The sequence below is a fragment of the Desulfuromonas carbonis genome (assembly GCF_054658035.1).
The window spans coordinates 902,612-925,195 of sequence record NZ_BAAHXR010000003.1 but is presented as its reverse complement, the minus strand read 5'-3'; the positions used below and the strand labels follow the sequence as shown (position 1 = coordinate 925,195).

Below are 22,584 nucleotides of genomic sequence, written 5' to 3'. Positions count from 1 at the left end.
CGGTTCTGAACGGATTGGCAGTATGAATATCATCGTTGTCGGGCTCAGTCACAAGACCGCCCCCGTCGAAATCCGCGAGCGGGTCGCCTTCGCCCCGACCGCCATGGAAAAGCCGTTGCGGCAGGTCGCCGGGCTCCCCGGGATCAGCGAGGGGCTGATCGTTTCGACCTGCAACCGGGTGGAAATCTACGCCGTGAGCCGCGATGCCGAGGCCGGTGTCGGCCAGCTGCGCCGCTTCATGGCCGATTTTCATGGCCTGACCATGGAGCAACTGGAATCGCACCTTTACGACTACCAGGGGGAGGCGGCGATTCAGCACATCTTCCGGGTCGCCTCCAGCCTCGACTCGATGGTGATCGGCGAGCCGCAGATTCTCGGCCAGATCAAGACCGCCTACGGCTATGCCAGCGAGTTCAAAACCGCCGGCCTGATCCTCAACCGCCTGCTGCACAAAGCCTTCTCCGTCGCCAAGCGGGTGCGCACCGAGACCGAAATCGCCAGCAACGCGGTCTCGGTCTCCTTTGCCGCCGTCGAGCTGGCGCGCAAGATCTTCGACTCCCTCGCCGACAAGACCGTCCTGCTGATCGGCGCCGGCGAGATGTGCGAGCTGGCGGCCCGCCACTTCATCAACAACGGCGTCGCCAGCGTTCACGTTACCAACCGGACCTTCGAACGGGCGCAGAAACTCGCCGACGAGTTCGGCGGCAAGCCGATCCTGTTCGAGAACTTCGTCGAACATCTGCCGCAGGTCGACATCGTCCTCACCTCCACCGGAGCGCCCAACTTCATTCTCGGCCACAAGACGATCGAGGAGGTCATCAAACGGCGCCGCTACAAGCCGATGTTCTTCATCGACATCGCCGTGCCGCGGGACATCGATCCGCGCGTCAACGACATCGATAACGTCTACCTTTACGATGTCGATGACCTGCAGGGAGTGGTGCAGGCCAACCTCAAGGAGCGCCACAAGGAAGCGAAGAAGGCGGAAGGGATCATCGAGCAGGAGCTCGGCAGCTTCTTTAAGTGGCTCTCCACCCTCGACGTGGTGCCGACCATCGTCGCCCTGCGCAAGAAGCTCGAAGAGGTCCGCCGCGCCGAACTGGAGAAGACCTTCGGCAACCTCAAGGAGCTCGGCGAAAAGGAGCGCAAGTCGATCGAAGCGCTCACCGCGGCGATCGTCAACAAGGTCTTGCACCGGCCGATGATGCTGCTGAAACAATCCCAGAACGATCCCGCGGGCGACAGTTACGTCGATGCCGTGCGGGTCCTCTTCGACCTCGAGCTGCCGCCCCCGGAAGGGGAGATCGCCTGTCTCGACGACAAGGTCGGGGAATAAGACTCTCCAACCTTTGGACGAAATCCATCCTGATACCGTATGACAAGGAGTCATTGCTGACCATGGCCAAGAAACAGTTACGTATCGGTACCCGCGCCAGCCAGCTTGCCCTGTGGCAGGCTAACTGGGTCAAGAGTGAACTGGAAAAACACTACCCCGAGCTTGAGGTCACGCTGACCAAGATCAAGACCCAAGGGGACAAGATTCTCGACGTGCCGCTGGCGATGGTCGGTGGCAAGGGGCTCTTCACCAAGGAGCTGCAGGAGGCGATGTTGCGCGGCGAGACCGACATCTCGGTCCACTCGATGAAGGACGTACCGACCCTCTTCCCCGAAGGGCTGGCGCTGCGCTGCATCACCGAGCGCGAGGATGTGCGCGACATTGTCATCCTGCGCCCCGGCGTCAGCTCCTGGCGCGACCTGCCGCAGGGGGCGCGCATCGGCACCAGCGCCCTGCGCCGCAAGGCCCAGCTGCTGCACCTCCGTCCCGACCTGCAGATGGTCGACATCCGCGGCAACGTCGAGACCCGCATCCGCAAGCTCACCGAGGAGAACCTCGATGCGGTCATCCTCGCCGCCGCCGGCATGCACCGCCTCGGCTTCGACGGCCGGATCGGCGAGTACCTGCCGGTCGACGTCTCGATCCCGGCCATCGGCCAGGGCGCCCTCGGCATCGAAAGCCGCGTCGCCGACAGTGAAACCAACGCCCTGATCGATTTCTTCAACCATCCCGAGACCGACTGGGCGGTGCGCGGCGAGCGCGCTTTTCTGCGCCGCCTCGAAGGGGGCTGCCAGGTCCCCATCGCCTGCCATGGCACCGTCGCCGGCGGCATCCTGACCCTCACCGGCCTGGTCGCCGACTGCGACGGCGTCCAGTGCCTGAAGAAGAGTGTCAGCGGGCCGGTCGCGGAGTGCGAGCAGCTCGGCGCCTCCCTCGGCGACGACCTGCTGATCCTAGGGGCCGGCAAGATTCTCAACGAGGTCTACCAGCACGAAACCTTCAACGTCACGCGGGAAGACGTCTGACCCCCGCTCCAATGATCGCTGACTGCCGGGGGGACGCTGCGCCGTCCCCCTGTCGCTTCGCCCAGGATGGCGTGATTTGAAACCAGGCATCGTCTATCTCATCGGCGCCGGTCCCGGCGATCCGGGGCTGATCACCGTGCGCGGCCGCGATTGCCTGCGCCGCGCCGAGGTAGTGGTCTACGATTACCTCGCCAACCCGGCGCTTCTCGCCGAGGCGCCCGCCGCCGAGCACATCTATGTCGGCAAGAGTGCCGGCTGCCATCATCGCCCGCAGACGGAGATCAATCTTCTTCTCGCCGAGCTCGCCACTGCCGGCAAGGTCGTCGCCCGCCTCAAGGGGGGCGATCCCTACCTCTTTGGTCGCGGCGGCGAGGAAGCCCTCCACCTGCAGCAGCAGGGGATTCCCTTCGAAGTCGTCCCCGGCGTTACCGCCGCTTTCGCCGCCGCTGCCTATGCCGGCATCCCCTTGACCCACCGCGACTTCACCACCAGCCTCGGTCTGGTCACCGGCCACGAGGACCCGGCCAAGAAGTTCTCCAGCCTCGACTGGGAGAAGCTCGCCACCGGCGTCGGTACCCTGGTTTTCTACATGGGGATGGCCAACCTGGGGCTGATCGCCCGCGAGCTGGTGGCCCACGGCCGCGCGCCGCAGACCCCGGTGGCGGTGGTGCGCTGGGCGACCACGCCCCGTCAGGAGACCCTCACCGGCACCCTCGCCGATATTGCGCAGCGGGTTCAGGAACGCGGCTTCAGGCCGCCGGCGATCATCATTGTCGGCGCGGTGGTCAACCTGCGCCAATCGCTGCGCTGGTTCGACAACCGGCCGCTCTTCGGCAAGCGGGTGCTGGTCACGCGCAGTGCCGACCAGGCCGGCGAGTTCTCAGCCCAGCTCCAAGGCCAGGGCGCGCTGGTGGTCGAATGCCCCACCATTCAACTGGTGCCGCCCGCCGATTTTGCCGAGCTGGATGCCGCCATCGCACGGCTCGCCAGCTTTGACTGGCTGGTACTCACTTCCGTCAATGCGGTACAGTTTTTCTTCGCCCGCCTGCAGACGCTGAACCTCGATGCCCGTGTCCTGGGCGGCTGCCGGGTCTGCGCCGTCGGTCCGAAGACCGCGGCGTCGATTCGCGACCATGGCATTCGTCCTGATCTCATCCCGGCCGACTACAAGGCCGAAGGAGTGGTGAAAGCCTTTACCGACCAGCAGCTGCAAGGCCAGCGCATCCTCTTCCCCCGCGCCGACAAGGCCCGCGAGGTGATTCCTCAGGGCCTGACCGCCCTCGGCGCCGAAGTGGTGGCGCCGATCGCTTATTGCAACATCCTCCCCGCTGAACTCCCTCCCGCAGCGCTCGCCGCCCTCGCAGCCGGCGAAATCGACTGCGTCACCTTCACCGCCTCCTCCACCGTCGAGAACCTCGCCCGGATCCTCGGCGCCGAGGGTTTCGCCACCCTCCTCGCCGGCGTCCCCGTTGCCGCTATCGGTCCGATCACCGCCCGGAGCTGCCGCAAGCTCGGGCTGGAGGTCGCCATCGAACCCGCCGAGTACACTCTCACCGCTCTCACCGCCGCAATCGTCCGGTATTTCGCCGGGTAACAACCACCCGTCTAACTTCCCTCGTTTGCCCCCTTTGGGGGCCGGATCTCCTGGAAACCTCCAACCGAAAGGTGGTTTTGCCGGTCCCGCGCGCCATCGCGAACATCTTTGGCCGGTAGGCACCTGCCATCGGCAGCAGAAGGCAGCCTCTTAAATTCTCAAAGGGTGCTAGAGTGGAAGGGAAGGAGAAATTTATGCCAGTTTTGATTGCCCCGGTGAAAGGTCGCCGGACGCAGGTTGTATCGCGTCTTCTGCAAATTCTCCGGGTGCTGGCCAGGCACGGGTTTCTCGGGGCGCTGCGCGGCAAGCGTCATTGGCCCTCGCCCCAGGAGGTGAGGGAAACCTTCGAAGAGTTGGGCCTGACTTTCCTCAAACTCGGCCAGGTTCTCGCCATGCGGCGCGACCTGCTGCCGGATGCCTATATTCAGGAACTGGAGCGGCTGCACGACCAGTTGCCGGCGCTGGGGATGGAGGCAGTGCGCGTCACCGTCGAAGCCGAACTGGGCGCTCCCCTGGACAAACTCTTCGCATCGTTCAACGAAACAGCGCTTGCCGCCGCCACCATTGCCCAGGTCCATGAGGCGACTCTCCTCGATGGGCGGCGCGTCGCCGTCAAGGTGCAGCGTCCCGGCCTGGAAGCGATGATTGCCACGGATATCGCGGCGCTGACCTACCTGGTCACCCTGGCGGAGAACCTTTCCCCCCGCCTGCGCGCCCTCGATCTTCCGGTCCTGGTCGGTGAATTTGCCAACAGTTTGCGCCGGGAAACCGATTTCTACCACGAAGCGCGTTCCATCATCCTCTTTCGCACCGCGCTGGCCGATATGCCCGACCTCTGGATCCCGGATGTCGTGTCGCACTGTTCGAGCGAAAAGGTTCTCACCATGGAGTTTTCCGCCGGCGAGCGGGTGGACCTTTACGCCAGGCTGCATCCGGAGGCGATGCCGCAGGCGATCCAGACCCTGGTCAGGCTGACCCTGCAGACGATCTTCGAGGAAGGGCTGTTCCACGCCGACCCTCATCCCGGCAATGTCCTGGTTCTCCCCGACGGCCGGTTGTCCCTCCTCGACTTCGGCATGACCGGCGAGCTCGACGAACCGATGCGGGATTCCCTGACCCTGCTCCTCGAAGCGGTCCTCAAGGGGGATGCCCGGGCGGCCACCGATGCCTATCTCGAAATGGCCCCGCAAGGAAGCGAAAAGGTCAATCGGGCGGCGCTGGGGCTGGACATCAAAGCGGTGCTCTATGAAATCCGCCGCAGCGACCTGGCGGAAGTCTCCATCGGCGACTCCTTCGATTTGCTGCTGCGTGCCGGCAGTCGGCACGGAGTCCATAACCCGGCCGAATTTTTTTTGCTGACGCGGACCTTCGTGATCCTCGAAGCGATGATTCGTCAGCTCGACCCGGACCACGACTACCTGAAATCGTTTCGTGAACAGATTGACCGCCTCACCAGGCAAAATTTTTCCGTCGAGCGGGTCAAGGAAAAGACCGGCAAGCTGGCCCGGGAGCTGGAGCGGTTTATCAATGAGGCGCCCGGCGATACCCGTCGCGTCATGCGCCGGTTGGCGGAAGGGAATCTCGGCCGCCTGCAGGCGCCCGCGGTGGAGGCCCTGGGCGGTCGTATCAGTCGCAACCTCGAACGGCTCACCGCCGCCATCGCGGCGGCGGGACTGGCGATCGGTGGCGCCATGTTGCTGGAAGGACGGCACGGTGGCTGGTATCACAACCTCGGTGAATTCATGGTTGGCGGCGGAATTATCGCCATGATTGTCGTCTATGTCGGTATTTGGCGTGGCGATCGCGGACGCGGGCAGGGGCGGCGCTGAACCTCGCCGATTCCCCCGGAGTTGAAGCTCATGGCTCCCAGCGATTTGGAAAAGGGTCGTTACCAGACGAAAAATGGCTGAGAAAATGGATATGAAAAAAGGGGTCGTTATCCGGCAAAAATTATTTGCCCGGCTCAACAAAATACACCGCAGTGCCAGTGCGGCCGCGGGCTTGGCAGCGGACAAAGGTCCAGCAGAACCTTCGGAAGGCGATCTTCAGAGCCTCGTTCATACCCTGGAAGTTCACCAGCTGGAGCTGGAGATGCAAAACCAGGAGCTCCAACAGGCCCAGGCAGAGCTGCTGCTGTCGCGGGATAAATACGCGGAACTCTACGATTTTGCCCCCGTCGGCTATTTTACCCTCGATGCGCAGGGCCGGATCCTGGAAGTCAATCTTGCCGGGGCGAAGCTCCTGCGCAAAGATCGCCAGGCACTGACGGGGCTATCTCTTGCCGAATTTATTGCCGACGAAGAGGGGAAAAAGGTTTTTTCCAAACACCTTGAGGCGGTGTTGCAACGGCAGGAGGTGGCGAAATGCGAAATCAAATTCAAGGGGCGCTATGGAACGACCATCCATGGCCAGGTCCAGAGCGTAGCGGCGGAAAAAACCAAGGACGGAGCAGGGGTGATTCTCGCCTCCATTGTCGATGATACAACCGGCAAGCATCTGGAGCGGGAAGTCCAGGAGGGCCGGGAATACGCCGAGAATATCGTCGAAACCGTGCGTGAACCGCTGGTGGTGCTCAGCTCCGACCTGCAGATATTAACCGCCAATCACAGCTTCTATGAGACCTTCAAGGTTACTCCCGAGGAAACAATTAGCCATTTTATCTACGACATCGGCAACCGCCAGTGGGACATCCCCGGGCTGCGCGTCCTGGTCGAGGAGATCCTTCCCCTCGATACCGTCATCAACGACTATGAGGTCGAGCATGATTTCCCCGAAATCGGCCGCAAAACCATCCTGCTCAACGCCCGGCAGATCTTCCGCGAGGAGATCGGTTCGCACATTATCCTGCTGGCGATGGAAGACATTACCAAACGCAAGCAGCTGGAAAGGGAAATCCAGACCGCCCGGGAATATGCCGAGAACATCGTCGAAACGGTCCGCGAGCCGCTGGTGGTGCTCGGTTTTGACCTGAAAATCCTCACGGCCAATCACAGCTTCTACGCGACCTTCGGCGTGACCCCGGAGAAGACCGTCGGCCACTTCATCTACGATGTCGGCAACCGCCAGTGGGATATCCCCGGGCTGCGCGTCCTGGTCGAGGAGATCCTTCCCCTCGATACCGTCATCAACGACTATGAAGTCGAGCATGATTTCCCCGAAATCGGCCGCAAAACCATCCTGCTCAACGCCCGGCAGATCTTCCGCGAGGAGATCAGCTCCCGCATTATCCTGCTGGCGATGGAGGACATTACCGAGCGCAAGCTGGCCGAGAAACGGCTCGCTGATGTATTCCGTCAGCAGCAGGCGATTCTCGACAATATCCCCAATATTGCCTGGCTCAAGGATCGGGAGGGGTCCTATGTCGCGGTCAATGCGCCCTTTTCCAGGGCCTATGGCGTGGCGCCCCAGGAACTGTTCGGCAAGAACGATTTCGATATCTTCCCGCCGGAACTCGCCACCAACTACGCAAGGGACTTCAGGGAGGTCATGACGACCGGCAAACGCACTTCCTTTGAAGAGACCCTGGTCGATCCGGAGGGGAAGACCCGGCACGTGGAGAAGGTCAAGACGCCGATCTTCAATGACGCCGGCGAAGTGATCGGCATTATCGGCATCGTCTATGACATTACCGAAAGCAAGGAGACGGAAGCCTCCCTGCGCTATGAGAGTACCCACGATGCGTTGACCGGTCTCTATAATCGGGCGTTTTTCGACGAGGAGCTGGAACGGCTCGCTCGCGGGCGGAAATTTCCCTTGAGTATCGTCACGGCGGATGTAAACGGACTGAAAAAGATCAATGATACCCTCGGACATCCCGCGGGGGACAAGCTGATCCAGTTGGCTGCCCGGGTTATTCTGGAAGGGTTCCGGGCCGATGATATCGTGGCCCGCACCGGTGGCGATGAGTTTGTCGTCCTGCTGCCGGCAACCGATTGCGCCGTCGCGGAGACCGCCGTCGCCCGGATCAGGCATTCTCCTGAATTTCGCAACGGGCTGGTTGCCATCGCCTTCGGGATTGCCTGTGCGGGTAACGAGGAGCAGCTGGCCGAAGCCCTGAAGTTGAGTGACGGGCGGATGTACCAGGATAAGTCGAGCCAGAAGGAGTTGCCGGAGAAAGGCCCAGGTGAAGATTCATGAAATCTGGCGATAGAGCAAAAAAGCCGGCTCCCCGCCGCGACCAGAGAGCAATGCAGCAATCGCTCCGCAACTCCGAGCTGCGCTACCGGCGCCTGTTCGAAGCGGCCCAGGACGGAATTCTGATCGTGGATGCCAAGACGGGGCTGATCAAGGATGTCAACCCCTACCTGGTTAACCTGCTGGGCTATTCCCGGGACGAGTTTCTGGCGAAAAAACTCTGGGAAGTCGGTGCCTTCAGGGATCTCGAAGCCAACCACGCATCGTTCCTCGATCTGCAAAAAGAGAAGTTTGTCCGCTACGACGACCTGCCGCTTAAGAGCAAGGACGGTCGGCTGATCCAGGTTGAATTCGTCAGCAACATTTACCAGGTGGGTGCGGAAATGGTCATCCAGTGCAATATCCGGGATATCCGCGACCGCAAGGCCACTGAAGTCGCCCTGCAGGCCAAGGACGACGCCCATCTCTCCCTGCGGCACAACCAGCAGGCGCATGGACTGTTGATCGACAAACTTCCGGTGGGAGTCCTGATCCGGGCTGCCGATTCCCGGGTGATCCTGTGCAATCCCGAAGCTGCCCAATTGCTGGGGATCCCTGCGGATCAGCTGGTCGGCAAAAGGGTTGGCGAGCTCGACCTCCCTTTTGTGCGCAAAGATGGAACACCCTTGCCGCTGGCCGAATTTCCCTACAACCAGGTGCTTGCCTCCGGGCGGGTATTGAAGAATTTTATTCTCGGGATTGATCGCGGCAGCAACGGGGGGTTCAAGTGTGTGCTGGTCAATGCCTATCCCGAATTCGACAGCAACCGGCAGCTGCGGGAAGTGGTGGTGATCCTGACCGATATCAGCGAGATCAAGGACGCCGAGGAAAAAATCCGCCAGCACGTTGAACACCTGACCGCCCTGGTGGAAATTGACCGCGCCATCAATTTCAGCTTCGACCTGAACCTCAGCCTGGCCACCCTGCTCACCCATGTCATTGTTCAGCTCGGCGTTGACGCTGCGGACGTCCTGATCGCAAACCCCGTGACCCAGGTCCTGGATTATGTCGCCGGGTGCGGGTTCCATACCGGGCATAGCGAACAGACGCACCAACTCCTGGGTACGGGGTATGCCGGCACGGCTGCTCTGGAACGCTGCATTGTGGACATCCCCGACCTGGACAAGGAGCAGGACAGCTACCTGCGCAATAGGCGGCTCGCCGGGGAGGGCTTCACCAGCTATCACGGTGTGCCGCTGATTGCCAAAGGGAAGGTCCTGGGGGTGCTCGAGGTCTTTCACCGCAGCCGGGAGGTCCGCAACGGCGAATGGCTCGACTTTCTCCAGGCCCTGGCCTCCCAGGCCGCCATCGCCATCGACAATGTCACCCTCTTCGATAAACTGCACCGCTCCAACAGCGAGCTCCTGCAAGCCTACGACGCCACCATCGAGGGATGGGCCCGGGCGATGGAGCTGCGCGACAACGAAACCCAGGGGCACACCCTGCGGGTCGCGGAACTGACGGTCCAGCTGGCCCGGCTCTTCGGGTTGAGCGAAGAGGATTTGGTCCAGGTTCGCCGGGGTGCGCTGCTCCATGACATCGGCAAAATGGGGATCCCCGATGAGATCCTGCTGAAACGGGACACCTTGACCGCGGCGCAATGGAGGGTGATGAAAAAGCACCCGGTCTTTGCCTATGAGATGCTCTTGCCGATCCGTTTTCTGCGCCCGGCCCTGGACATCCCCTATGCCCACCATGAGAAATGGGACGGCAGCGGTTACCCGCTCGGTTTGCAAGGGGAACAGATCCCACTGGTGGCCCGCATCTTCGCCGTTGCCGACGTCTGGGATGCGTTGCGCTCCGATCGCTCCTACCGCGCCTCCTGGCCCGAGGAAAAGGTGCGCAAGCATCTGCAATTCCTGGCTGGAACGCACTTCGACCCGCATGTGGTCAGCGTCTGTCTCGATTCGGGTCGGCTGGTGGATTAAGTGCCTCTTGAAAAGGGCCTTGCGGGAGACAGGGCCGGTTCCGGCTGCAACAAGCTTGGGGCCTTACCGGCGGGAATGCTTCGGAGCTGGCCGGGTGATGGGAAGGGCGGCGGCGAGTAAATCGGCTGGAGAGTTGCGGTGGTGGTGCAGGCTTTTCGGGCCAGAGGGGTTATCGCTCCTGCCCCGATTTCCGTTTCTTGCTGGTCCGGCTGTTTTCAGGAACATAACCGCTGATCCCGATCATCAGGCGCAGCAAACCGTAACAGAGCCAACCGAAAAACCTGTGCCCGGCGGGTTGTTGCTGCCAGTGACCCGGCGGGACTCGCAGGCCATCCGTCTCCAGGGTCTGCTTCAGGCTTGCCGCCAGGGTCGCGGCAAAGGTTGTGTCGGCAACGACCAGATTCGCTTCCCGGGCCAGCAGCAGGCTGAAGGGATCGATATTAGACGACCCCACCGTCGCCCAATGGCCGTCAATCACCGCCACCTTGGCGTGGAGAAAGCTCTGGTGGTACTCGTATATTTCAATCCCCGCGGCGAGGAAATTGCCGAACAGCGCCCGCGAGGCATAATGCTGGAGCAGATGGTCGAACCTCCCCTGCAGCAACAGGATAACCCGTACCCCGCGCCCGGCCGCGGCGATCAGCGCCTGCCGAAAATCCCTCCCCGGCAAAAAATAGGCATTGGCGAGGATGATCTCGGTCTGTGCCTGTCTGATCGCATGCAGATAGGCCGCTTCAATGTCCCGCCGGTGATGGAAGTTGTCCCGGACCAGAAAGGCCGCATGCATATTCCCCCCGGTGGAGGGCGCCTCCGGCGGGCTCCCGCCACGGACCGTCCCCTGGCGTAGCGTACTCCAGGATACGGTTGCCCACAGCCGCTGGGCGGAAAGACGGATCACCTCCACCAGCGGTCCTTCCACCGTGACGGCGTAATCAAGGCGCGGCGGTCGGTCTCCTGCCGTTTCCCCGTCGGCGATAATATTGATCCCGCCGACAAAGGCAATCTCTCGATCCACCACTACCAGCTTGCGATGCATGCGGCGCAGGCGTTCGCGGCGCAAGGTCCAGGGAGATATCCTGGGCCGGAAGACGAGAAGTTGCACACCGTCGGCCCGCAGACGGTCCCGCAGGCTCCGCGGCAACTCCTTGGAGCCGTAACCGTCGATCAGGAGATGTACCTTTACGCCGCGTCGAACCGCCCGTTGCAGTGCAGCGGCGATCCGCTGTCCAGTGGCATCGTCCTGGTAAATATAGGTTTCCAGGAAAATCTCATGCTTCGCCCGATTGATCGCTGTTTCGATGGCGGGGAAATAGTCGCTCCCATTCTGCAGCAGCCGAACCTGGTTGCCGGCAACCAGGTCGGAGCCGAGCACCGAGCGGAAGATCCAACGCCTGCTCCTCCCTGGCTTACCCGGTCCCGACTGCAGGCCACGCCAGACAGGGCGCGGAGGGCGCTCGATAAAATTTTTCGCCGGAATCCCGACAGGTTGAGAACAATCCCTAAGCCAGAGCATTTTCGACCCTTGGACCAGCATCGCTTCTTCTGCCGTCGTTTCGGGGTGTTGAATCTGCCACCTATGGAACTCCGGGTTAAGCGGATACTCCAGATAGACCCGCCGGGAGTCTGGGTGGAGAAAGGCCTGGGCCACCCCTGCTCCGGTATCGCCGGCCTGCAGATCGATACTTTCGTATTGCAGGGAGGCGCCAAGGGCAGGGTTCATTCCCGGCCCAGCGTCTCGAAACCGGAGATGACGTCGAATAGTTCCGCATCAATGCCGCTCTGGCGCAACCGATGGAAATCCTGCGTCAGGACCTCCAACAACTCGCCGATGTTCTTTTCGGCGCGCTGCATGGCCGCCAGCCGACTGGCGTTTTCACTTGCCAGGGATTCAGCACAGGCCCGGAACAGCGATCCAAAAAGATATTCCCGGATCAGCGCCTGCAAGGTTGCCGCATGGCTCCCCAGCACCTCGGGCAAGCTGCCCGGCGGCCAGGGACGTTCCGTCACGCTGGCGCACCAGGCTTCGTCCAACGGCAGCAGGCGCTGGCTGACGGGAGTGTAGATTGCTCCGGAGGTAGGGCGGTTGTAAAAGAGCCGGAGTTCGCTGATCCCCCCGGTGTGGTGGCGGGTCTCGCTCTCCAGGAGAAGCTGCCCGACCAGTGGCGTGATCGCCTTGACGGAGTTGGGCACCGCGAAGATTCCCGCCAGCGGCAGGCCCGCGTCCGCCAGTCGCGCCTGCACCCGTTCACCGACGGCCCAGACTTCAATTTTAGGCGGTGTCAATGCCGCCAGGGTTTCAATTGCAAAATCGGTGACCAGCTCATTGAATTGCCCCACCAGCCCCTGATCCGAGCCGAACACCACGGCGCCGATCGTTCCGGCAACTCCTGTCCTCTGCGGTTCTGCAAACAAGGAGGGTGCGCCATTTTCCCGAAAACAGGCGCCCAGTCCAAGTTCCACGGAGCGATAGTAGTCGGCCAGGGCACGGACCGAATTTTCGTATTGACCGATACTCGAAGCGGCGACGGCCTTCATGGTGCGAACCACCGCCTGGAGTTCACTGGCACCCCTGATCTTGCGCCGCAAACTGACGGTGGTTTCGCTCATGGCGGTGCCGCGGGTGGTGGCGTGGCGGGGTCACGCTCCGTTGATTCCCCGGTATCGGGTTCGGCCTGGAAGGGGGCCAGCGCGGTGCGCGCGATCTGGAGAATCGTTTCGCGATCCTCGCTACTTAATTGATCGGCGGTCACCAGGCGTTCGGTCACCGCTGGCGGGAGTTTGGCCGCAGCTTCGCGCACGGCCATTTCGGCCTCCGGCATGACCTCAAGGGGCACCGGTTCGAACAGCTTCGCAGTCAATGCCAGCAGCACGGCGATTTGCGCCGGGACCGGGACCGGAGAAAATTCCGGCTGTTTCAGGCAGGCGCGGATGCGGCGGCCGTGAGCGATGACCTGACGGGTATGCTCATCCAGTCGGGCGCCGAAGCGGGAAAAGGTTTCGAGCTCCTCGAACTGCGCATAGGCGAGCTTGAGATCGCCTGCCACGCCCCGGTAGGCGGCGTGCTGCGCGGCACCGCCAACCCGCGACACCGATTTGCCGACGTCGATCGCGGGGAGCACACCCAGCTCAAACAGGGAGGGCGAGAGGTAGATCTGGCCATCGGTGATGGAAATCAGGTTGGTCGGGATATAGGCAGAAATATCCTGGGCGTCGGTTTCGATAATCGGCAGCGCGGTCAGCGAGCCGCCGCCGAGGTTCGGGCTCAGATGGGTCGCCCGTTCCAGCAGCCGCGAGTGGATATAAAAGATGTCCCCGGGAAAGGCCTCGCGTCCCGGGGGACGCCGCAGTAACAGGGAGAGTTCGCGATAGGCGCGGGCATGATGGGTGAGATCGTCATAGACAATCAGGACATCCCGGCCCGCTTCCATGAACGCCTCGGCGATGCTGGTTGCCGCGTAGGGGGCAATGTAGGCGAGGCCCGGCGGGTCGTTCCCCTCGGTCACCACGACCACGCAGTAGTCGAGCGCGCCCTGGTCGCGCAAGCTGGCCACGGTCTTGGCCACGGCGGAGGCGCGCTGGCCGATGGCACAATAGACGCACAGGACGTCCTGGCTGCGCTGATTGAGAATCGTGTCGATGGCAATGGCGGTCTTCCCGGTCTGGCGATCGCCGAGGATCAACTCGCGCTGCCCGCGGCCGATGGGAATGAGGGCATCGATAACCTTGAGGCCAGTCTGCAGGGGTGTTTGCACCGGCGCGCGATCCATGATGGCGGCGGCCGGGCGCTCGACGGGCAGGCGTTGGTCCCTGGCCAGCGGTCCCTTGCCATCGAGGGGGCGGCCGAGGGGATCGATGACACGACCAAGCAGTTCCGTGCCGACGGCGACGTCCATGACCCGGCCGGTGCGCCGAACTTCCGCGCCGGCCTGGAGATGCCAGTAGTCGCCCAGCAGCACCACGCCGATTTCCTCCGGGTCCAGGTTGAAGGCAATGCCGAGAAGGTCGCCGGGGAAGATCACCAATTCGTCAAATCCGACGCCAGGCAGGCCCACTACCTTGGCGATGCCGGTGGTGACACTGGCAATCGTGCCTACCTCCCGCGGTGTCAGTTGCGGGGTGAACGCTTCCCGTCCCTGGCGAATCCTGGAAAAGGTGGTGTCAAGAAGGTCCTGGAGCGGTTCAGGATCCATCGCTTTGGCCCCCTGTCCCAATAGCTTTTTCAGCGGCAGGCTTGGCCAGGGCTGCCGTCAGCTTCGGCACGTCGATCAGTTTTTCGACCTCTTTTTCCAGGAAGGTCAGATATTCGGCGATGCTCCAGGCCACTTTCTGCCCATTAACGCTGAGCTCAATGCCGCTGATCAATTCGGGCGCGGTCTCGAACCGAACCTCGATTGCTGCCGCGAAGGTTTCGTTAAGCGCCGTTTGCAGTGCCGCCCGCTGTGCCGTCGGCAGGTCAAAGGCGCTGCGAATCAGCATGGCAGACGAGGCATTGCCAAGGGCGGTGGAGAAGGCGCTTCGCGCCTCGTCGTCCAGTTCGCGCAAGCGAGCCAGCAACACCCCGGCCAGACGTTCTTCCAGACTGGTCGCAGCCAGTTCGCCCAGCGCCTTGCGCGCGATGGCAAAAACTTCCCGCTGCACCCTGCGCTGGAGGTCCTGCTGCACGCTATGAAGCTCGCTTCTCAGCGCTTCCAGGCGCTTGGCGCTCAAATCGTCGGCCGCCTGCCGCGCAGCGTCGAGCAGCCGCCGCCCTTCGACTTTCGCCGCCGCTATCTCCTGGTTCAAGAGCGCGGTGCGCTGTTGGGCGAACTCTTCGATTTTTTGCTGGTACTCTTCACGTTCCCGCCGGGCCTCGGCCTGCTGCCGGTCGGCGTTGGCAAGCTCGGCGGCAATCCGCTTTTCCCGCGCGTCGAGGGCATGGAGAATCGGCTGGTAAAGGAAGCGTTTCAGCAACCAGACCAGAAGGAGAAAATTGAGCACCTGCGCGCCGACCGTAAACCAATCGATCAACATCGGGTTACTTTCCCGGGGCCTGGGTGATAGCGTGGTTCCAGAACGGGTTGGCGAAGATCAGGATCATCGAGACCACGAAACAGTAAATGGCCGTCGATTCGATCATCGCCAGGCCGACGAAGAGGGTGCGGGTGATGGTCGCGGAGGCGTCAGGCTGCTGGGCCAGGGAGTTCAACGCGGTGGAAACCGACTTCCCTTCCGCCAGCGCCGGTCCCAGGCAGCCGAAACTGGTGGTGGCTCCGGCGGTGAAAATGGAGATCATCGCGATCCAGGTCAGGCTGTCCATGATTCCTCCTTTGCGGGTGGTTGTTCAGGCTTCAAGGCTCTCTCCTGGGGGAGTTCCCTCTTTTTGGACCCGGGTTGCGGCGGCAATGTAGACCGTGGCCAGGATGCTGAAAATGTAAGCCTGCACCATGCCGGTGAGCAGGCCGAGCAGGGTCATGAGGATCGGGAAGATGAAGGGGGTAATCGTCAGCAGGATCGCGATGATCATCGTTCCGCTCATCATGTTGCCGAACAGGCGGATGGCCAGCGCCAGGGTGCGGGAGATCTCGCTGATGAGGTTGAACGGCAGCATGATCACCGTCGGTTCCAGGTACGACCGGGTATAGTGGGCCACTCCCTGCTCTTCAATGCCGAACAGTGGTACGGCGATGAAAACAGACAGGGCCAGGGCCGCCGTGGTCGAAAGCGATCCCGTCGGTGGCTCAAAACCGGGGAAGACAGTGCAGAGGTTGGCGGCGGCGATATACAAAAAGAGCGTACCGATGAAGGCGAGATATTTCCGCGGTTGACTCAGGCCGACTTCCCCGATCTGCTTCTCGATGCCGGTGACGACGATTTCCAGCAGGTTCTGCCAGCGGGACCGTTCCAGTCCGGTAGCAAGCCGGCGAGTGACGAGGGCAGAACCGATGCCCAGCACCAGCATCAACGCCCAGGTGAAGAGAATGGTGGCATTGAGCTTGAAAAACCCCTGTTGCCAGAAAATAATCTCGTCAGGACTCAGGCGCATGCTGGGCTCCCTTTGTCAGACAAGGAGACTTTTCACCCCTGCCGGTGAGACGGGTCACGATCAGGCGCGCCAGGATGAAACCGAGCAGAGAGAGCAGCAGGCGCTGCCAATCCCCGGCGGCTACCAGGTAGAAGCCGATCAGCACCAGCCCGCTGCGCAGGATCAGACTGACACAGAACCAGAGCCACGGCCGGTCGGAGGACACCCCTTTCTGCACTGTCCACCAGAGGCCGCCGAAAAACAGTCCACCCAGAGCAATGCCTGCTACCAATACCAGTACCAGAAGCAGCGTTTCAGTTGTCATCGTCCTCCTGCTCCTCCCGCATGGCCCGCTCTTCTTTGGCCAGCCAATGCCAGGCGTTGAAACAGCCGAGAGTCAGGCCGCCCACCAGCAAGGCCAGGGTCCAGGAATGCCCGCCCGCATGCTGTTTATCCAACCAGAGACCGAGCGCCGCACCGAGCAGGGTCGGAATCGCCACCGACCAGCCGATCAGCCCCATCATGCCAAGTCCGAACCAGATCCCCGGGGTGCCCTGATTCCGGGCCTTAAGTTTACGGGCCGCCTTTTTGCCGACTTCCTGGCTGAATCCGGCCCGGTCCTTCGATTTCTGCTTTGCCGGAGTTTCAGTCATGCTGGAACTCCGCCAGGCGGCGGATGAACCCGCTCTCCATTTTCGCCATTACCGAACGTACGCTCTGCTCCCGTTGGTCCAGGTTGCGAAACTCCCGTTCCACCACCGCGTGCAACTGCCCGAGGTCGGTTCCCACCACGGCGTTGCGCACCGAAACGAGCACTTCCCGGCCGGTTTTGACCAGCACCCCCTCATCCACGGCCAGGAAGATCTCCCCTTCGGCGGCGGTTTCGAAGATCAGGATTCCCGGCGCCAGGGCAGCGACGCAGTCGCGCCGGCGGGGCAGCAGGCCAAAGGACCCCTCGCGGGTCTCCGCAACCATCCGCGTCACGCCGCTCTTTTCGACGAAAATCCGGAAAGGGAGCAGGACCTTGAGCTGCATGAGTTCAAGGTCCATCTCTGCGCTCCGGTTGCGGTTTTGCCGCGCGGGTCGGGGCAGCCACGGTTGTGGCATTCCCGCTGGTTGCAGCGGGGACCGCTTTCCCGCCCGATTTCGCTTCGACAATCGTTCCGATCATGTAGAGGGCGCTCTCGGGATAGTCCTTGAACTCATCGCCGAGGATCTGTTCACAACCGGTGAGCGCCTCTTCCAGGCTGACGAGCCTCCCCTTGAGACCGGTGAACTTTTCGGTGGTGAAAAAGGGTTGGGTGAGAAAGCGCTCCAGTCGGCGGGCGCGGGCCACCACCTGGCGGTCCTGGGGGGAAAGCTGCTCCAGGCCGAGCATGGCGATGATATCCTTGAGTTCCGCGTATTGGGCCAGCGTTCGCCGGATCTGCTGGGCGAGCCGGTAGTGGCGCTCCCCGATATTGCCGGGAGTCGCCATCTTGGAACTCGACTGGAGCGGGTCGATGGCCGGGTACAACCCTTCGCTCGCCCGCTTGCGGGAAAGGACGATCGACGCAGAGAGATGTGAAAAGGTGTGCACCGCCGCCGGATCGGTAAAATCATCCGCCGGGACATAGACCGCCTGGATGGAGGTGATGGCGCCGTTCTCGGTATTGGCGATGCGCTCCTCCAGGGACGCCAGTTCGGTGCCCATGGTCGGCTGATAGCCCAGCCGCGACGGCATCTGCCCCAGCATGCCCGAGACTTCCGCACCGGCCTGGATGAAGCGGAAAATATTGTCGATCAAGAGCAGAACGTCGCGATGCTCGTCATCCCGAAAGTATTCGGCCATGGTCAGCGCCGCATGTCCGACCCGGAACCGGCTACCCGGCGGCTCGTTCATCTGCCCGAAGAGCATCACCATGTTCGACAGTACCCCGGCGTCCTGCATCGCCCGGTACAGTTCCTCTCCTTCGCGACAGCGCTCGCCGATACCACAAAAAATGCTGACCCCCTCCTGGCGGCCAATCATGTTATGGATCATCTCGGTGAGCAACACCGTCTTGCCTACACCGGCGCCGCCGAACAGACCCGCCTTGCCGCCGCGCTCCAGGGGCATCAGTACATCGATCACCTTGATCCCGGTCTCGAAGATCTCGGTCCGGGTGGACCGTTGCGCCAGCGTCGGTGGCGCGCGATGGACGGTGCGCCACTGAATATCGGCCGGCGCCGGCAGGCGGTCGATGGCGTTGCCGAACACATCGAACATGCGCGAAAGAATTCCCTTGCCGACCGGTGCCAGCAGGGGGCCGCCCGTATCTGTCACCGCCATGCCGCGCGCGAGGCCCTGGGTGGGGGTCAAGGCAATTCCGCGCACGCAGTGCGCGTCGCGTTGGGCCAGCACTTCGATAACGATCCGCCCGTTTTCGCCAGCGCGCAGCACCGAATAGATCGGCGGCAGATGGTCAGCGAATCGGATATCCACCACGCTGCCGCGCACCGCAACCACCACGCCGGAGTTGGCCGGCGTGCCGGCGGGCCCGGGGTGCTCCGCCCGGCCCTCGTGCCCAGAAGTGGGTATCGAAACGTCAGATGTCATTCAGCCACCGTCGTGCCGCGGCGGCGGTGGGCTCGAAGCCGGGAACCGCCGCTGTCGTGAAGCGCTTGCCGAGGATCGCCCTGCCTTGTCGCACCACCCGCGCCATTTCCTTGGCGGCCGGGCGACTTTTCCGAACTTCGACATTAGGGGTTCATAATTGTCCCTCAACAGCTTAGCGCCGACATGCCCGATGAGCAACTGGCCGCCATTTCCTTTCTGGAGCTGAATCGGCAGGGGGGCGAGACTGTCGGGTGTGCGGCGGCGAGGCTTTACTTCCTGCTCCTGGCGTTCAGCCAGGTGTGATGACTTATCTCCGCTTCCCCCGTCAGCTTCCGGGCCTGGGTTACGATGGACTGAACCTTTTTTGGGTTCATTCCCGCTATTCTCGCCAAACCCTTTTCTTCTGCGGCCGCCACCTTGGCGATGGTGTCGTAGGACGCTTCGACCAGGCGTTGCCCCAAGACCTTCCCGATCCCGTCGAGTTGCTGCAGTTCCTTCATGGGGTTTTTCATGGAAGACTCCTCGGTCTGAATGTTGAAATCCATTGTTTGAAGGCCGGTGGGCAGGTTTTGCCGACCCACCGGAGCTGGTCATTGCGTCTTCACGATGGTCTCTCGGAAGAAGGTCTTGACCTCGCTCCAGATCTGTTCCGCGCCGTCCTTCATGTCCTTCCATTCGTCCTCGCTGGCCATCGCGATTCCCTGCAGCTTTTTCGCCGCCTGGTCCCGCTTCAACTGCAAGGCGTCGATGGTTTGGGCATAGTCAAACTTCTCCTCGGCACTTGAAGCCTCCGCTTTGTCGCGCAGCTGTTCGATCTGCACATCCCATTCGACCATCTGAGCCGAAAGTTTTTCGACGAACTCGGTTCGCTTATCCATGACACCTCCGTTGCCTGTCGCTACGATCTGGGTTGGTCTTGCCCCACATCGAGTGCTCCTAAAAGATCCCTGAGAACTCGCCAGAGTTCTTCCGCATCTGCCTTCAGCTGCTGCCAATGGGGGTTGCGGTGCACCGCCAGCGAGCCCAGTATTTCCGCCGCCCGCTCCCGTTTTTGCTGCAGGATTGTGGCGGCCAGTGAATATTCAGATTCCTCCGCCGGGGAAGCGTTCGCTGCCGCCTTCTGAAGACGGTCGATCTGCCAGTTACATTCGGTTATTTGTGCAGATAACTGTTCGACAAACTCGGTGCGTCTGTTCATACCGGTAACCTCCAGAACTTGACTGGGTTATCCCAGGGTGAAGAAAAAGGTCGCTCCCTTGCCCGGTTCACTTTCGGCCCACACCCGGCCACCATGACGCCGGATAATCCGCTCAACCGTGGAGAGGCCGACACCGCACCCCTCGACGGTGGTTCCGGGGAGCCGTTGGAAGGGGAGGAAGAGTTTGTCAGCATGGGCCATCTCGAACCCCGGACCGTTGTCGCGGACGAAACAGGCCGGATTCTCGTCTCCTCCCGTAACGCCAATTTCGATGACCGCCTCTTCCTGCCGCGCGGAGTGTTTCCAGGCATTGCCGATCAGGTTGATCAGGACCACGCGCAACAGCTCGGGATCGCCATTCACGATGATTCTCGTGGCAATTTGGAAAGTGATCCTGCGCTCCCCCCGCAATATTTCGAGCCCCGTGGCTATTTGCTCAGCCATGTGGCTCAGGTCAACTTGATTTCGCTCCATTTCGACGTGCGTGGCCCGTGACAATTCGAGCAGGGTTTTGAGGAGAATGTTCATGCCGATGGTGCCGGCGCTGATTTTTTCCAAAAAGCCCTTGGCCAATTCCGGGAGCTGCTCGCCGCACTGCGCGCGCAGGATTTGGGCGTAGCCATGAATAATTGTCAGCGGTGCGCGCAGGTCGTGGGAGATGGTGTAGTTGAAGGCATCCAGTTCGATGTTGGCTGCTACCAGCGCCCGGTGCTGTGCACTGATCTGTTCTTCCAACTCGCGGCGCCGGGTAATGTCGATAATGGCCATCCGACATTCCAGCCCGGACGCGGCGACCAGGGCCTCAATCTGAACAAAATGCGAGCGCCGGGAATAACTGAGCAGCGCCACCTCGCAGGACTGCTTGGTTCGACCGGAAAAGACCGTCTCGAGAAAGGTTTTGAAGGCAGGGCGGGCTGAGAAGGCGACCAATAGGCCCAGCCGCCGGCCTGGCAGGCGTCTGCGCTCGACGCCGAGCAGGCCGGCAATAAAGAGGTTTGCGGAACCGATGAGCCCCTCACGGTCGAGAGTCAGGTAGCCTACCGGGGCGAAATCGTAGAGGTCGGTATATTTGTCGAGAGCATTCTCCGCCTCGTCCCGCGCCTGGCGCAGCTCCTCGTTCTGCATCTCCAGTTCGATCTGATGAACTTCGAGTTCATGGACGAGCCGCTGCACTTCCTCCGCGTTGCGAAAAGGATGCGTGTTGACTGGGCGGGCCGCGTGTTGCGCTTCTGCACGGAGGCGCAGCTCGGGATTCGCTGGCGGATTCAACGCCGGGATGGATACCCGTGCAGGTTCGTCCTTTCCCTTGCGCATGGTGTCCCTTTCTCTCTCCGGTGCGTTTCCATCCCAAGGTACGCCTGTGCCAATCTGAGCTGCTGCTAGTCTGGACGGTAGAGGAACTGGCCGGCGGGAAGCGGTGCGGCTTGTAAAACAACGAGCGGGAAAGGGATGCCGCTACCCCTACCCCTTGCCCGCTCCTGACGGAGCGGGCTGATGGACACGGTGTTTCTCTTCAGGAAGTTGGGACGTTATTTGACGATCAGGTCGTTCTTCACCGAGACGACCCCTTCAACGCTGCGGGCCACATCGCCGGCCTTCTTAACACTGGCCGCAGAATCGACGAAGCCGCTCAACTGCACTTCCCCCTTGAAGGACTCGACGGTGATCTGCAGGCTTTTCAGGGTCGGCTCGTTGAAGATGGCGGCTTTCACCTTGGAGGTGATGACCGAGTTGTCGACATACTGGCCGGTGCTTTCATGCTTTGCGGTTGCAGCGCAGCCAGTGAAGGAGGCCGCCAGGATGAAACAGGCGAGGAAACTCAGAATGCGATTTTTTGTGAACATGGGGTTCTCCTTTTTGGTCAATGACCATTGTTGGTGCTCTATATCCAATCGCGGTGAAGCGAAGCCGGCCTTCAGCGCGTTCGTGCCTTGGTAATGGCCTCCACACCTGAGGTGGTGGCAATGCTGTTGAAACGGATCTCCGGCTCGATGGAGAGGAGCTTCATCACCCCGAGCAGGACTCCGAAATGGTCCGATTGGAGGTGGGTGGCCAGGTCCTCGTTGGTATTCCACTCCTGCCGGAAGATGAGGATGTGGTCAGCCTCCGTATCCACGGAGCAATAGCAGCTGGCACATCCGGGTTCGTTGCGGATCGGATCGAGCAGGGTCTGAATGGTCTGCAGAATTTCCCTGCGCTTGTCCAGGGGCATGGACATCTTGATGGTGGCATCGATCATGGCTTCCATCCCATATCATGAGGTGCTTGCAACGGGATCACCGGCCGAGGTGGAGGTCGGGAAAATGGCTGATGACGCCAAAAATGTTCAGCAGCCAGACAAGGACGACAATCACCACCACGAGATTCAGAATCGTCTTGATCGACCCCGCCATGGGAATGAAGCGGTTGATGAGCCAGAGTCCAAAGCCGATCACCACCAAAGCGATGACGACGTTAAGTAGCGACATGATCTATTCACCTCCCAACTTTGGCCGGTACCAGGCGGTCCCGGGCCGTTAAATCCTGCCGAACAGTATCAGGATGAGGAGAATCAACAGGATCGTCCCCAGTCCGCCGCTCGGCAGGTAGCCCCATTGGCGGCTATGGGGCCAGGTGGGCAAGGCTCCCAGCAACAGCAGCAGGATGACGACGATTAAAATGGTTCCGAGCATGTCTGTGCTCCTTGTTCAACGGGCGCCGGTACAATTACTCGCGCCAGGTTTTGTGGCATATCCCCGGCCCGGGGGAAGT

General features: G+C 61.7%; 24 protein-coding genes. 6 read left to right on the top strand and 18 right to left on the bottom strand.

The window, feature by feature from the left end; all coding sequences use genetic code 11:
• Window positions 1-22: 22 nt before the first annotated feature.
• The 6 genes from hemA (at window position 23) to ACYQ8E_RS11170 (ending at window position 10,056) form a co-directional block, all read left to right on the top strand.
• Window positions 23-1,336 (top strand): glutamyl-tRNA reductase, encoded by a 1,314-nt coding sequence (gene hemA / locus ACYQ8E_RS11195; protein WP_066729192.1) that lies wholly within the window; start codon window positions 23-25, stop codon window positions 1,334-1,336.
• A gap of 62 nt (window positions 1,337-1,398) precedes the next feature.
• A complete protein-coding gene (gene hemC / locus ACYQ8E_RS11190) occupies window positions 1,399-2,361 on the top strand; it encodes a hydroxymethylbilane synthase (protein WP_066729190.1) in 963 nt (320 codons plus the stop codon).
• A gap of 76 nt (window positions 2,362-2,437) precedes the next feature.
• The gene (cobA, locus tag ACYQ8E_RS11185) at window positions 2,438-3,955 is read left to right on the top strand and encodes a uroporphyrinogen-III C-methyltransferase (RefSeq protein ID WP_082820421.1); all 1,518 of its coding nucleotides are present in this window, start codon (window positions 2,438-2,440) and stop codon (window positions 3,953-3,955) included.
• A gap of 194 nt (window positions 3,956-4,149) precedes the next feature.
• A complete protein-coding gene (locus tag ACYQ8E_RS11180; RefSeq protein WP_066729185.1) occupies window positions 4,150-5,784 on the top strand; it encodes an ABC1 kinase family protein in 1,635 nt (544 codons plus the stop codon).
• Window positions 5,785-6,046: 262 nt separating this feature from the next.
• Complete coding sequence (locus ACYQ8E_RS11175; RefSeq protein ID WP_231875354.1) at window positions 6,047-8,092, top strand: sensor domain-containing diguanylate cyclase; 2,046 nt, start codon at window positions 6,047-6,049, stop codon at window positions 8,090-8,092.
• Window positions 8,093-8,142: 50 nt separating this feature from the next.
• Complete coding sequence (locus ACYQ8E_RS11170; protein ID WP_066729179.1) at window positions 8,143-10,056, top strand: HD domain-containing phosphohydrolase; 1,914 nt, start codon at window positions 8,143-8,145, stop codon at window positions 10,054-10,056.
• A 169-nt stretch (window positions 10,057-10,225) separates the two neighbouring features.
• On the opposite strand, the gene clsB is transcribed toward ACYQ8E_RS11170, so the two are convergent.
• The 18 genes from clsB to ACYQ8E_RS11080 form a co-directional block, all read right to left on the bottom strand.
• Window positions 10,226-11,428, bottom strand: a complete 1,203-nt coding sequence (gene clsB, locus ACYQ8E_RS11165; RefSeq protein WP_066729178.1) for a cardiolipin synthase ClsB — start codon at window positions 11,426-11,428, stop codon at window positions 10,226-10,228.
• Between the two features lie 344 nt (window positions 11,429-11,772).
• Window positions 11,773-12,663, bottom strand: a complete 891-nt coding sequence (locus tag ACYQ8E_RS11160; RefSeq protein WP_066729176.1) for a F0F1 ATP synthase subunit gamma — start codon at window positions 12,661-12,663, stop codon at window positions 11,773-11,775.
• A complete protein-coding gene (locus tag ACYQ8E_RS11155) occupies window positions 12,660-14,246 on the bottom strand; it encodes an alternate F1F0 ATPase, F1 subunit alpha (protein ID WP_066729174.1) in 1,587 nt (528 codons plus the stop codon). The genes ACYQ8E_RS11160 and ACYQ8E_RS11155 overlap by 4 nt, the downstream gene beginning before the upstream one ends.
• The gene (locus tag ACYQ8E_RS11150) at window positions 14,236-15,066 is read right to left on the bottom strand and encodes a F0F1 ATP synthase subunit B family protein (protein WP_066729172.1); all 831 of its coding nucleotides are present in this window, start codon (window positions 15,064-15,066) and stop codon (window positions 14,236-14,238) included. Before ACYQ8E_RS11150 ends, ACYQ8E_RS11155 begins: the two co-directional genes overlap by 11 nt.
• Window positions 15,067-15,070: 4 nt before the next feature.
• On the bottom strand, window positions 15,071-15,352 hold the full coding sequence (locus tag ACYQ8E_RS11145) for a F0F1 ATP synthase subunit C (protein ID WP_066729169.1): 282 nt from the start codon (window positions 15,350-15,352) through the stop codon (window positions 15,071-15,073).
• 24 nt (window positions 15,353-15,376) lie between these two features.
• Entirely contained in the window at window positions 15,377-16,078 is a 702-nt protein-coding gene (locus ACYQ8E_RS11140) for a F0F1 ATP synthase subunit A (RefSeq protein WP_066729168.1), read from the bottom strand.
• Window positions 16,062-16,382, bottom strand: coding sequence for an ATP synthase subunit I (locus ACYQ8E_RS11135; RefSeq protein WP_066729167.1), 321 nt, complete (start codon window positions 16,380-16,382; stop codon window positions 16,062-16,064). Before ACYQ8E_RS11135 ends, ACYQ8E_RS11140 begins: the two co-directional genes overlap by 17 nt.
• Complete coding sequence (locus tag ACYQ8E_RS11130; protein WP_066729165.1) at window positions 16,372-16,710, bottom strand: AtpZ/AtpI family protein; 339 nt, start codon at window positions 16,708-16,710, stop codon at window positions 16,372-16,374. The genes ACYQ8E_RS11135 and ACYQ8E_RS11130 overlap by 11 nt, the downstream gene beginning before the upstream one ends.
• Window positions 16,703-17,107 (bottom strand): F0F1 ATP synthase subunit epsilon, encoded by a 405-nt coding sequence (locus ACYQ8E_RS11125; RefSeq protein WP_066729164.1) that lies wholly within the window; start codon window positions 17,105-17,107, stop codon window positions 16,703-16,705. The genes ACYQ8E_RS11130 and ACYQ8E_RS11125 overlap by 8 nt, the downstream gene beginning before the upstream one ends.
• Window positions 17,097-18,635 carry a F0F1 ATP synthase subunit beta gene (gene atpD / locus ACYQ8E_RS11120; protein ID WP_459860987.1) on the bottom strand — a complete coding sequence of 513 codons (1,539 nt, stop codon included), beginning with the start codon at window positions 18,633-18,635 and terminating at the stop codon, window positions 17,097-17,099. Before atpD ends, ACYQ8E_RS11125 begins: the two co-directional genes overlap by 11 nt.
• A 269-nt stretch (window positions 18,636-18,904) precedes the next feature.
• Window positions 18,905-19,147, bottom strand: coding sequence for a helix-hairpin-helix domain-containing protein (locus ACYQ8E_RS11115; RefSeq protein WP_066729163.1), 243 nt, complete (start codon window positions 19,145-19,147; stop codon window positions 18,905-18,907).
• A gap of 78 nt (window positions 19,148-19,225) precedes the next feature.
• Entirely contained in the window at window positions 19,226-19,513 is a 288-nt protein-coding gene (locus ACYQ8E_RS11110; RefSeq protein WP_066729162.1) for a sll1863 family stress response protein, read from the bottom strand.
• 20 nt (window positions 19,514-19,533) lie between these two features.
• The gene (locus tag ACYQ8E_RS11105; RefSeq protein WP_066729161.1) at window positions 19,534-19,833 is read right to left on the bottom strand and encodes a sll1863 family stress response protein; all 300 of its coding nucleotides are present in this window, start codon (window positions 19,831-19,833) and stop codon (window positions 19,534-19,536) included.
• 27 nt (window positions 19,834-19,860) lie between these two features.
• On the bottom strand, window positions 19,861-21,006 hold the full coding sequence (locus ACYQ8E_RS11100; protein WP_197463676.1) for a sensor histidine kinase: 1,146 nt from the start codon (window positions 21,004-21,006) through the stop codon (window positions 19,861-19,863).
• 356 nt (window positions 21,007-21,362) lie between these two features.
• A complete protein-coding gene (locus ACYQ8E_RS11095) occupies window positions 21,363-21,677 on the bottom strand; it encodes a BON domain-containing protein (protein WP_066729156.1) in 315 nt (104 codons plus the stop codon).
• A gap of 71 nt (window positions 21,678-21,748) precedes the next feature.
• Window positions 21,749-22,072, bottom strand: a complete 324-nt coding sequence (locus ACYQ8E_RS11090) for a putative quinol monooxygenase (RefSeq protein ID WP_066729894.1) — start codon at window positions 22,070-22,072, stop codon at window positions 21,749-21,751.
• A 37-nt stretch (window positions 22,073-22,109) separates the two neighbouring features.
• A complete protein-coding gene (locus tag ACYQ8E_RS11085) occupies window positions 22,110-22,301 on the bottom strand; it encodes a Thivi_2564 family membrane protein (protein WP_066729154.1) in 192 nt (63 codons plus the stop codon).
• Between the two features lie 48 nt (window positions 22,302-22,349).
• Entirely contained in the window at window positions 22,350-22,505 is a 156-nt protein-coding gene (locus ACYQ8E_RS11080) for a DUF3309 family protein (protein WP_082820417.1), read from the bottom strand.
• Window positions 22,506-22,584 lie beyond the last annotated feature (79 nt).